This window comes from Rheinheimera sp., from assembly GCF_036568245.1.
In the GTDB taxonomy this organism is placed as follows: Bacteria; Pseudomonadota; Gammaproteobacteria; order Enterobacterales; family Alteromonadaceae; genus Alishewanella.
The window spans coordinates 1-10,936 of the sequence record NZ_DATCSY010000137.1 but is presented as its reverse complement, the minus strand read 5'-3'; the positions used below and the strand labels follow the sequence as shown (position 1 = coordinate 10,936).

11 protein-coding genes are annotated in these 10,936 nt (G+C 48.0%); 3 read left to right on the top strand and 8 right to left on the bottom strand.

Annotated features, from left to right (window positions below):
* The coding region (locus VIN66_RS05990; protein ID WP_331923121.1) for a SpoVR family protein at positions 1-799 on the top strand (799 nt) is incomplete at its 5' end.
* A gap of 2 nt (positions 800-801) precedes the next feature.
* Here VIN66_RS05990 and VIN66_RS05985 read toward each other — a convergent pair.
* Positions 802-1,767, bottom strand: a complete 966-nt coding sequence (locus VIN66_RS05985) for a diguanylate cyclase (protein ID WP_331923120.1) — start codon at positions 1,765-1,767, stop codon at positions 802-804.
* Between the two features lie 2 nt (positions 1,768-1,769).
* The gene (locus VIN66_RS05980) at positions 1,770-2,786 is read right to left on the bottom strand and encodes a response regulator (protein WP_331923119.1); all 1,017 of its coding nucleotides are present in this window, start codon (positions 2,784-2,786) and stop codon (positions 1,770-1,772) included.
* Between the two features lie 129 nt (positions 2,787-2,915).
* Between VIN66_RS05980 and tpx the strand changes: the two genes are divergently transcribed.
* Together tpx and VIN66_RS05970 are read left to right on the top strand one after the other, a co-directional pair.
* Positions 2,916-3,536, top strand: coding sequence for a thiol peroxidase (gene tpx / locus VIN66_RS05975; protein WP_331923118.1), 621 nt, complete (start codon positions 2,916-2,918; stop codon positions 3,534-3,536).
* Positions 3,537-3,701: 165 nt separating this feature from the next.
* Positions 3,702-4,169, top strand: coding sequence for an Hsp20 family protein (locus VIN66_RS05970; RefSeq protein ID WP_331923117.1), 468 nt, complete (start codon positions 3,702-3,704; stop codon positions 4,167-4,169).
* 67 nt (positions 4,170-4,236) lie between these two features.
* Here VIN66_RS05970 and adk read toward each other — a convergent pair whose 3' ends face one another.
* The 6 genes from adk to VIN66_RS05940 all read right to left on the bottom strand — a co-directional run.
* On the bottom strand, positions 4,237-4,881 hold the full coding sequence (gene adk, locus VIN66_RS05965) for an adenylate kinase (protein WP_331923116.1): 645 nt from the start codon (positions 4,879-4,881) through the stop codon (positions 4,237-4,239).
* A gap of 239 nt (positions 4,882-5,120) precedes the next feature.
* Positions 5,121-7,052 carry a methyl-accepting chemotaxis protein gene (locus tag VIN66_RS05960; protein ID WP_331923115.1) on the bottom strand — a complete coding sequence of 644 codons (1,932 nt, stop codon included), beginning with the start codon at positions 7,050-7,052 and terminating at the stop codon, positions 5,121-5,123.
* A 145-nt stretch (positions 7,053-7,197) separates the two neighbouring features.
* The gene (gene htpG, locus VIN66_RS05955) at positions 7,198-9,132 is read right to left on the bottom strand and encodes a molecular chaperone HtpG (protein WP_331923114.1); all 1,935 of its coding nucleotides are present in this window, start codon (positions 9,130-9,132) and stop codon (positions 7,198-7,200) included.
* Positions 9,133-9,247: 115 nt separating this feature from the next.
* Positions 9,248-9,850: a recombination mediator RecR gene (gene recR, locus VIN66_RS05950; protein ID WP_331923113.1), complete on the bottom strand. Its 603-nt coding sequence runs from the start codon at positions 9,848-9,850 to the stop codon at positions 9,248-9,250.
* Entirely contained in the window at positions 9,850-10,176 is a 327-nt protein-coding gene (locus VIN66_RS05945; RefSeq protein ID WP_331923112.1) for a YbaB/EbfC family nucleoid-associated protein, read from the bottom strand. The genes recR and VIN66_RS05945 overlap by 1 nt, the downstream gene beginning before the upstream one ends.
* A gap of 111 nt (positions 10,177-10,287) precedes the next feature.
* The coding region (locus VIN66_RS05940; RefSeq protein WP_331923111.1) for a DNA polymerase III subunit gamma/tau C-terminal domain-containing protein at positions 10,288-10,936 on the bottom strand (649 nt) is incomplete at its 5' end.

The following is a 10,936-nucleotide window of genomic DNA, read 5'->3' as shown; positions in this document are numbered from 1 at the left end:
GTACTTTATCGAAAAAAATGCGCCGCTGCTAAAACCCTGGCAGCGTGAAATAGTGCGCATTGTACGGAAAATTTCGCAGTATTTTTATCCCCAGAAACAAACCCAGGTGATGAACGAAGGCTGGGCCACCTTCTGGCACTACACTATCCTGCAGCACTTATATGATGAAGGTAAAGTAAGCGACCGTTTTATTCTGGAGGTACTGCACAGCCACACTAATGTAGTGGCCCAGCCCGATTACAACAGTAAGTATTATTCCGGCATCAATCCCTATGCGCTGGGTTTTGCCATGTTTACCGATATCCGCCGCATCTGTGAGCAGCCAACAGCAGAAGATAAAGAGTGGTTTCCGGATCTTGCCGGCAGTAACTGGCTGGACACACTGCATTTTGCCATGCAGAACTTCAAAGATGAGAGCTTTATCAGCCAGTATCTGTCACCCAAAGTGATCCGGGATTTTCATTTATTTGCCATCGTCGACGATGATGAAGCCGCTAGCCTGGAAGTAGCAGCAATTCATAATGCAGAAGGTTACCTTAAAATCCGGCAGATGTTGTCGCAACAATATAATCTCAGTCAACTTGAGCCGAATATACAGGTCTATAATGTCGACTTTAATGGCGACCGTTCGCTGACACTGCGATATGTGCCTCAAAACCGGATACCGCTGGCGCAAAGTCAGCAACAAGTGTTAAAGCACCTGCACAGGTTATGGGGCTTCACGGTGTATTTGGAACAATTAAATGACGATGGCAGCACTGAGCTACTTGCCAGTTGCCCTGAGCAAGGCGCGCTGTGACGCTATTCATCGGCGTGATAGCGTGTCACCTGATTGCGACCATTGGCTTTTGAACGATAAAGCGCCTTATCTGATGCCTCTATCCATTGCCGGTGTCCGGTCATGTCGGAACTGTACTGGGCAATGCCCAGGCTTAGCGTCACTTTAATATTGTGTTCATTGTAGTTAATCGCCAGCGCCTCGACTGACTGCCGTAACCTCTCGGCCAGAACAGCAGCATCGTCAAGCGCAGTATCAACTAACAGCACGGCGTATTCTTCGCCGCCATAACGCCCGGCAATATCGGTTGTGCGTAAATTCTGACGTACCGCATCTGCAATCGCCTGAATCACAACATCACCGGCCGCATGGCCGTAGGTATCGTTAATACGTTTAAAATGGTCAATATCACACATCAGTAAAGTACTGGCATGGGAATAACGCTGTAACCGTTTGAATTCCTGGATCAGGTTTTCCTCCCAATGCCCCCGGTTAAACAGCTGGGTTAAGAAATCGGTTTTTGTCAGCTGCTTCAAGCGGCCATTCATAGATTCCAGCTCAATACGGCTGACGGCAACGTCCGTCACATCATAAATGATAAAACATAAGTGGGTGACCTGACCGCGCGCATCCGACAACGGAAAGATAGTGCTGTTCTGATACATATATTCTGCACTACCGGTAATAGGACGGTAGTTACGAAACTTAAAAATATAAGGCCGTTGTTCCCAAATGGTGAAAGCACGGTTTTTCAGCAAAATCACCGGATCACACTTGCGCCTTAGCCAGTCTTCATCAATTTCAGAGAATAAATCAAACAGATAACGATCACGAACCTGACGCGGTGTTAAGCCGCTGTGGTTCTCCATAAAGCCATTCCATACCTGAATGCGATAATCACAATTGAGTACCACCAGACCAACATCCACTGTCTGAAACATATCCATCAGCCAGTGAACTTCTGATACATCTACCTGGGCTTGTGACATCCTTATTCCTCCAGCAGAAACGCAACTTTATAATTCAGTGTTTTCAGGCTGTCCTCAGTAAACAGTAACAGCAAATCACAGCTAATATTGTAGTTCTCGATGCCGTAGCTCAGTTCAATTGCCAGTGTTTTACGCCAGCGTCTGGCATTGGCTTTAATCAGCTCACTCACTGTAGCATGCTGCCCCAGCACCACCGGGTGCCCCTGACTAAAGCTCATGTCAATTTGCTCAGCCAAGCCTTTGAGCACAGCGCCAATCAGGATATTGGCTATGTCCATCAGCAATTCAAGTTCAATTTTTACCGTCAGCTCCCCCTGATAGTTCATCAAACGGGCAATATCTTTAAAGCTTGAGTCAGTAAGGATTAGTAAGGCTTCGCCAGAAACACCACCACCAATAAAGCCCTGGCACACCGCTGACGTAGTAGCTTCATGTTCCACCGACGCCAAAGCCATGTGTAACTCACTGACTTCTATTAAATTGACATTAGGGATGGGCAACTTAACAAACACATTTAGCAAACGGGCCAACAGATCCCCCGCTTGCCCCATCGCCACATTAGTAAGCTCTTGCAGCACGTCACGCATTTCGGCACTAAGTTCAGCCGATGCTGTGGTTGCGGCTTTCTTTTGCTCTGTCACAGCCGGCGGTGGGGTTCTGACGGCGTGTAACTGCATCAGTTGTTGTAACTTAGTGCTATCTACCGGTTTACGAATAAAATCCAAAGCCCCCAGACTTTTCACGCGCTCGAATGCTTCAGGCTGAACATCACCAGACACCACAACCACATTCAAATCCAGCTGGCGATCCCGCAGCTCTTGCAACACCTGGTAACCGTCCATCACCGGCATATTCAGATCCAAAAACAGCCAGTCAATACGCTGCTTTAATAACGTATCCAATGCTTCGGCGCCGTGGCCGGCAAAAAACAGGTTCGCTTGCCACTCCTGTGGTAGTATTCTGGCCAGCTGTTTACGAGCCAGATTAGAGTCATCGCAAATTAGTACCGCTGTTGTCATCGGCATCTCACTTCATACAGGCTTGATTTCAGTCTAGACTGAAATCACTGGTTCGGGCGTAAACAGCAAAAGTATGTTGTGTTCCAGCGTATTACTTTTAGTGCATTCAATCTTAACAGGAGCTGTATCATGTCAGCGTTCACACGTTTCTATACTACCACTGTTCTGGCTGCAGCTTTAACAAGCTTCAGTTTTACTGTCCCTGCTGTGGATTTGCAAGCCCGTCTGCCAGAACGATTAAGCCAGGTAAAAGCAGGAGAACAACATGTTGTCCTGCTTGGTAATAAAGTTAGTGCTGGCGCCAAAGCACCGGCTTTCAAAGTTGTTGATGGCAGTTTTAAAACTGTCACGCTGGCCGACTTCAAAGGTAAAACTGTGATGATCAGCGTGGTGCCCAGTATAGATACTGGTATATGCTCGTTGCAAACCAAGCGCTTTAACGCTGAATTTGCCGCTTTACCACAGAATGTAGTACTGCTGACAATAAGTACCGATTTACCTTTTGCACAGAAACGCTATTGCCAGCAAGAGCAAATAGATAAAATGTTAGTACTGTCTGACGCAGTGTGGCGGGACTTTGGCAGCAATTATGGTTTACTTATCAAAGACATGGGTATTCTGGCGCGGGCTGTTCTGATTATTGATGACAAAGGCAAACTGGCCTACCAGCAGCTCGTTGCGGAACTGGCGCAAGAGCCTGACTATACTGCAGCATTGGAAGCCCTAAAAACACTGACCAACAAAAGTTGACAAAAAATCTTGTTCTAACCGCTTGAAAATTTCCAGACCAACCTTATTAACTGGTCAGGTGGCCGGATACGGCACCTGACCACTACTGGCGTTGATGCCGGTGAAGTTAACAGCCCGTTCAACCGAAGGGCAACAAAACACCTTTTTGCTAATGAGGAATTGGTTATGACAAATATTGATTTAACTCCATTTTATCGTTCTTTTATCGGCTTCGATCACCTGGCTAATTTAATGGACGCCGCTGCACGCAATGAAAAGCAGCCCGCATACCCACCTTACAATATCGAAGTTACCGGTGAAGATCAGTACCGTATTACGATGGCTGTGGCGGGTTTTGATGAGCAGGAGCTGAGCATCGAAACTGAACACAATACTTTACTGGTAAAAGGCCAGAAAGCAGGCAAAGACGAAGGTCGCCGCTTTGTTCATCAAGGCATAGCTGAGCGAAACTTTGAACGTAAGTTCCAACTATCAGACTACATTAAAGTAACCGGTGCCCATATGGCGCATGGTCTGTTGCATATTGAGTTGGTGCGGGAAGTGCCTGAAGCACTAAAACCGCGTAAAATCAGCATTGGCAGCAGTGCGGCTCAAACCGGGACGCAATTACTAAATGCAGAGAAAGTTGCCTGAGGTTTAATTTCTTCCTAAGAAAAAGCCCTGAAGTATCAGGGCTTTCTTATCTAATCTTTTGATCTGTCTAACTTAGCAGACTAACCAGCTCGCTGGTTACCGCGTCAACCGCCTTGGTACCATCAATATGATGATAATGGGTATTACCAGCTTCGGCTTCAGCTCGGTAGTAACCCACTAAAGGTTCAGTTTGTTCATGATAGATAGCTAAGCGTTTACGCACAGTTTCTTCAACATCATCAGGTCTGATAACCAGCTCTTCGCCAGTAACGTCATCCTTACCTTCGGTCTTTGGAGGGTTATAGCGGATGTGGTATACACGGCCCGATGCAGGGTGAACACGACGCCCACTCATACGCTCGACAATCACTTCATCCGGTACGTCAAATTCAATAACGTGATCAATCACTATGCCTTTGTCTTTCATTGCATCAGCTTGTGGAATGGTGCGCGGAAAACCATCGAGCAAAAAGCCTTTGCTGCAATCAGGTTGGGCAATACGCTCTTTCACCAGTCCGATAATAATATCATCTGATACCAGCTGTCCGGCATCCATTACCTGCTTCGCGGCTAAACCAAGCTCGGTACCGGCTTTAATTGCAGCCCGCAGCATATCACCGGTAGAAATTTGTGGAATGCCATATTTACTCATCAGAAACTGAGCCTGAGTTCCTTTACCGGCACCCGGGGCACCCAACAAAATTATGCGCATAGCAACACCCTCATGTCTTGGGATTGATCCATTAATAATAAAGGCAGGATCTTTACACAATGTGCTGCCTGAAACAAGAAATTTGTCTGTCACCATCAACTGGTCTGGCTATTTCACTGGTCTTTAGTCTTACAGCTGTTAAAAGACAGCATTCACTGCATTTTTTGCCGTCAAAGCAGCAAAAAACGCAGTTAATTGCGACAGGAAGCCGTCTGGCTATCGACTAAAGTTGTAAATCGTTACACCCGGAACTTTGCCAGTAATGCTTTCAACTGCTCAGCCAGATTAGCCAGAGACTCGCTTGCCTGTGCAGATTGCGTCATGTTGTCGGCAGTTTGATAAGCCACATCACTAATCCTGTGTAGATTTTTATTTAAATCCCGCGAAACAATGGTTTGCTGTTCAGTGGCGCTGGCAATCTGCTGTGCCGTATCATTGATCAGTTTCACAGCACGGCTGATGCCTGCCAATGCATCTCCGGCACGCCCCGCTTGCTCCGCCGTCTGTAAGGTGGCCTGTTCACTTTGATTGGTTGCCTGCACAGCGTTATCAGTACCGCGTTGTAGCTTCTCTATCATTTGCTGAATTTCAGTGGTGGAATCTTTTGTCCGGCTTGCCAGCGTGCGCACTTCATCTGCAACTACCGCAAAGCCCCTGCCGGTATCGCCTGCCCTGGCAGCTTCTATAGCTGCATTGAGTGCCAATAAGTTAGTTTGCTCGGCAATACTTTCAATCACCTGCAAAATATTGCCAATTTTATCGCTGTCCTGTTTCAGATGATTGATGATCTCTGCCGAACGGCTGGCATCTTTGGCCAATTGTGCCAAAGACTGCACTGTTTGAGACACCACCTGCTGGCCCTGCTTAGTTTCCTGCTCTGCCGCCCCTGCTGCGCCCGCTGCCTGCTGGGTATTACGGGACACCTCTTCCAGCGAGGCAGTCATTTGGTTCATCGCTACAGCTGAGCTGTTTATTTCGCTATTTTGCTGCTCTATACCTTGTTGGGTTTGCTCGTTGATTTGTGACAACTCAGTTGCCGCTGCAGCAACCTGGTCAGAGTAGTCGCGAATTTGCAATAACATTAACCGTAAATTCTGCTGCATCAGATTAATGGACGCCAGAAGGCTGGAAGTATCGCCTGACTTTAGCTGCACGTTCGCGGTTAAATCACCGTTGGCGACCTGCTGGACTATATCAGCGGTGTACTCCGGCTCACCTCCTAAAGTCCGGGTAATAGTGCGTACCAGACTAATACATACCGCTATCGCCACTATTAATACCACTGTTGAAATAACCACCAGCGTCCACAGCATTTCTCTCACTTCAGCCAGTGCTTCATACTCACGGCTCTCCAGCACCAGGCCCCAGCCTAACATGGGAATATAGCTGTAACTGCCTATAACATCAGTACCTGCAGCATTGATATACTGGCCAATGTCACTCTTCTGCTGCCGTATACCTTCGGCCGCAATAGTCTGTAGTGCCTGACTGCTATCGGCTATTGAAGGAGCCGTCGTTATCGCTTTACCTTCGCCGTCCAGCAAATAAATTTCGGTATAGTCATTGCGGCTTAACTCGTTAACTTTATTAAAAATAGTACTAAGCTGCACCGCACCGCGCATCACACCAACAATCTGGTTGTTGTACCGGATGGGTATTGCCACAGTGCTGACTCTGTTACCCGTTGCTCTGGACACGATAGGTTGTGAAAATACATCTTCACCGCCTATCGCTTTTTTAAACCACGCCCGGTCTGCCACGTTGAATTCGTTAGCCTCGGCAGTACTCAGTACACTGGCCTGGCCATTTGCAAAACTGACACCGGCCAGCCCCATACCTGAAGGCGAGACAACAAATATGGTGTCATAGAAGCCATTTGACTGAGCCAGTTGCTGCAGCAGACCCGCAACCACGTCCAGCTGCAGTGTCTTGGTCTGCGGCAAACTGGCCATGTACCGCATTTCATCCTGACGCACCAGCAACCAATCAGTAAACGCTTCAGCATTTAACATGCTGGTTGTTTGTAAACTGTTCACAACAGCCCTGGTTTGTGAGTTACGGTACTCAATAAATACCAGACTGGTCAGCACCAGAATAGATACCAGCAGCAAGCTGACCATAATAACGGTTAACCGGCCACCAAACCCCATGTTGCGCCAAAATGCAGACATATCCCGCCCCTTACAGACTCAGACTAAGCTGTTGAAAGTATAGAAGAGCAAAGAGATTAAGAAAGGTAAAAACTGAGTAAAAAACAATAAACTGCAGTAACCGGATAGGATTCAGGCACAGCAGCGCTGTGCCTGATTTAACAACTTACTTAGCCAGCGATAACAACAAGCCATTTAACCGTGCAACAAAACTTGCCGGGTCTTTCAGGTTGCCACGCTCTGCCAGCAAAGCCTGATCAAACAAGACTTCAGCCCACTGTTTAAAGCGGTCTTCATCCTGCTCTTCTGCTACGTGTTTTACCAGCTGATGTTCAGGGTTGAGCTCAAAAATAGGCTTCACATCAGGTACTTTCTGCCCGACTGACTCCATCAGTTTGATCATCTGCGTACTCATATCAAACTCGTCAGTAACAACACAAGCCGGGCTTTCAGTTAGACGATGGCTGACTTTAACGTCCTTCACCTGCTCGCCCAGCACAGTTTTGAAACGGCTAATCACATCAGCAAAAGCCTGCTCGGTTTCTGCCTGAGCTTTCTTCGTTTCTTCATCATCCAATTTGGATAAATCCAGGCCACCTTTTGCCACAGAGCGCAGCTTCTTACCGTCAAACTCAGACAAGTGCTGAACCAGCCATTCGTCGATACGATCAGATAACAGCAGTACCTCAAGACCTTTTTTCTTCAGAACTTCTAAGTGAGGGCTATGCTTCGCTGCAGCATAACTGTCGGCGACGATGTAATAAATCTCTTCCTGCCCCTCTTTCATCCGGCTGACATAATCTGCCAGTGCAACATTTTGTGTACTGTCATCGTTATGGGTTGACGCAAAGCGCAGTAAAGCGGCTACCTGCTCTTTGTTCGCCATATCTTCAGCCGGGCCTTCTTTCAGTACCTGGCCAAACTCATTCCAGAATGTCTGATATTGCTCACTGTCTTTACTCAGTTTCTCCAGCATTTTAAGCGCACGGCTGGTACAACCCTTACGCAATGCCTGAGTGACTTTCGTGTCCTGTAAAATTTCACGCGATACGTTCAGTGGCAGATCACTTGAATCCAGTAAACCTTTGATAAAACGTAAATAACTAGGCATGAACTGTTCAGCATCGTCCATGATAAACACACGCTGCACATATAATTTCAGGCCATGCTGTGCATCACGGTTCCACATATCAAAAGGTGCTTTCTTCGGCACATATAACAAACTGGTGTAGTTATTGTTACCTTCAACCTTGTTGTGGCTCCAGCTTAGCGGCTCGCTCCAGTCGTGCGAGATGTGCTTATAAAACTCCTGATACTCTTCATCGCTGATATCAGACTTATCCCGGGTCCAAAGCGCAGTGGCCTTATTTACCGCCTGCCAGTGGCCAGGCACAGCAGCAATTTTCTCACCATCGGCGCCATCACGCTCAGGCTGTTCTTCCTGCCACAGCTCTACCGGAATACTGATATGATCAGAATATTTGGTAACGATACTTTCTACTTTCCAGCGGCTTAAAAACTCGTCTTCACCTTCACGCAGGTGCAGCACTATATCTGTACCACGGCTGTCTTTGCTGATGGGTGTAATGCTGTAATCGCCTTCTCCGGCAGATTCCCATTCAATAGCATCGTTTGCAGCAGCCCCGGCTTTACGGGTACGTACTGTTACTTTATCGGCCACAATAAATGCCGAGTAAAAACCGACACCAAACTGGCCTATCAGCTTCGAGTCTTTACTTTGGTCGCCGGATAACTGCGAGAAGAACTCTTTGGTACCTGATTTGGCAATAGTCCCCAGGTGGCTGATAACTTCATCCTGGGTCATGCCGATGCCATTATCACTCACCGTTAAGGTCCGGGCTTTTTCATCCAGACTGATACGTACGCGCAGCTCGCCGTCATCGCCGTATAAGCTGCCATCGGACAGTGCCAGAAAACGCAGTTTGTCCGCCGCATCTGAAGCATTTGATACCAGCTCGCGCAGGAAAATTTCTTTATTGGAATACAGTGAATGGATCATCAGCTGCAGCAGCTGTTTCACCTCGGCCTGAAAGCCGTGTGTTTGTTTCTGGCCGGCTGAAGTGGCTGTAGTATCACTCATTGTGCTAATCCTCGAACATCAAGTTGACTGTTTTACATCAGGCTGCATCATGCAGCCGAACACTGACAACTAATATGGGGAGGATTAACCGGATTTCAAGCAGGGTTTTAACAGTTTAAAATGCTTTACGGCCGCTAAAGGCATGCGACAGTGTGGTGCCATCGACAAATTCAAGCTCACCACCTACCGGAATACCCTGGGCGATGCGCGATACTTTTATGTTTTGCCGGTGACAAAGCTCTGCAATATAAAAGGCAGTGGCGTCACCTTCAACGGTTGGATTGGTTGCCAGAATCAGTTCCTGCACCTTGCCATCTGCAAAAAATTGCTGCAATTTGTCCAGCCCCAGATCCTGCGGGCCAATACCATCAAGCGGTGACAAATAGCCTTGTAACACAAAGTAGCGACCACTGAACTGTCCGGTTTGCTCTATGGCGAGCTGATCTGCCGCCGAGCCAACTACGCAGATAATACCGTCTTCTGCCCTGGCTGGGTCTGCGCAAATATGACACAGGTCAGTTTCACTGAACGTACGGCACTGCTGACAATGGCCAACTTTAGTCATTGCCGCATTGAGCGCAGCACCAAGCTGCAAACCACCTTCGCGGTTACGCTCAAGCAAAGCAAATGCCATGCGCTGGGCTGATTTTGGCCCCACGCCGGGTAAAACACGCAGGGCATCGATCAGTTGTTGTAACAGTGGCGTAAAACGGCTCATCAGAATGGCATTTTCATACCGGGAGGCAACTGCAAGCCGCCAGTCACAGCGGCCATCTTTTCTTTGCTGCTCTCATCAACACGACGCACAGCATCATTAATCGCCGCTGCGATTAAATCTTCCAGCATGTCTTTATCATCCTGCATCAGGCTGTCATCAATGCTGACACGGCGTACATTGTGGTTACCCAGCATGGTCACTTTAACCAGGCCCGCGCCAGCTTCACCTGTTACTTCCATAGCGGCAATTTCGGCCTGTACTTTCTGCATTTTTTCCTGCATGGCTTGCGCCTGCTTCATGATATTGCCCATACCGCCTTTAAACATAGCTTTATACCTGCTGTAAAATTAAGTTTGCCTGACAGCACTGTTGTGCTGCACTTTAACGGCGACAAGATAATAACTTCGTCGCCAAAATACAAGCTGCGCCATAGCGCATCAATTCACTGTAATAGTATCCGGCAGTAACTGCGCATCAAACATTTGCTGCAGTTGCTGTACTTTCTCATCCTGCTGCAGCAGACGGCTGACATACACCAATCGCTCCTGCACAATTTTCTGTTGAATAGACAACGGACTATCCGGCACTTCTGGCTGATAATGAATATCTATCTCAAGTGCCTGATTAAAACTTTGCTGCAGTACCTGTTGTAATTTGGCTCTGAATGCGGAGCTGTCCAGATGTTGCTGGCTCTGGGCCACCGTCAGGTTCAGTACATTGCCGCTTAGCTGCATAGCAGCATTTAACAGAAATAGCCTGCTTAGTCCGCCGGTATCCAGTGTCTCAACCCGGGCAGCCCAGGCGTCGACCTGCGCCGCATGGCGGACAGAAAAGTTTTGTTCGTTAATGCTGCCATCAAACTGCTCAAGCGGAGCCTGTTGTGACGTGTCAGTGTATTGCATATCCTGCTCATACTGCTGCCACAAGCCGTCTGTTGCCGCCATATCATAGTCTGGGATATCGGCGTCATCCGCCGGATAACTGTCCCGGTGATGACCGGTCGCCGTGAAATCTGGTGGCGCGTTTTCAGCTGTCTGCGGCTTTGCAAGACTGAGGGCATCTGGTGCTGGTGCTGGTGCTGGTGCT

Coding starts and splice junctions, on each gene's coding strand:
- recR (WP_331923113.1), bottom strand. CDS start 9,850: ATGAGCCGTTTTACGCCACTGTTACAACAACTGATCGATGCCCTGCGT.
- htpG (WP_331923114.1), bottom strand. CDS start 9,132: ATGAGTGATACTACAGCCACTTCAGCCGGCCAGAAACAAACACACGGC.
- VIN66_RS05970 (WP_331923117.1), top strand. CDS start 3,702: ATGACAAATATTGATTTAACTCCATTTTATCGTTCTTTTATCGGCTTC.
- VIN66_RS05960 (WP_331923115.1), bottom strand. CDS start 7,052: ATGTCTGCATTTTGGCGCAACATGGGGTTTGGTGGCCGGTTAACCGTT.
- adk (WP_331923116.1), bottom strand. CDS start 4,881: ATGCGCATAATTTTGTTGGGTGCCCCGGGTGCCGGTAAAGGAACTCAG.
- tpx (WP_331923118.1), top strand. CDS start 2,916: ATGTCAGCGTTCACACGTTTCTATACTACCACTGTTCTGGCTGCAGCT.
- VIN66_RS05985 (WP_331923120.1), bottom strand. CDS start 1,767: ATGTCACAAGCCCAGGTAGATGTATCAGAAGTTCACTGGCTGATGGAT.
- VIN66_RS05945 (WP_331923112.1), bottom strand. CDS start 10,176: ATGTTTAAAGGCGGTATGGGCAATATCATGAAGCAGGCGCAAGCCATG.
- VIN66_RS05980 (WP_331923119.1), bottom strand. CDS start 2,786: ATGACAACAGCGGTACTAATTTGCGATGACTCTAATCTGGCTCGTAAA.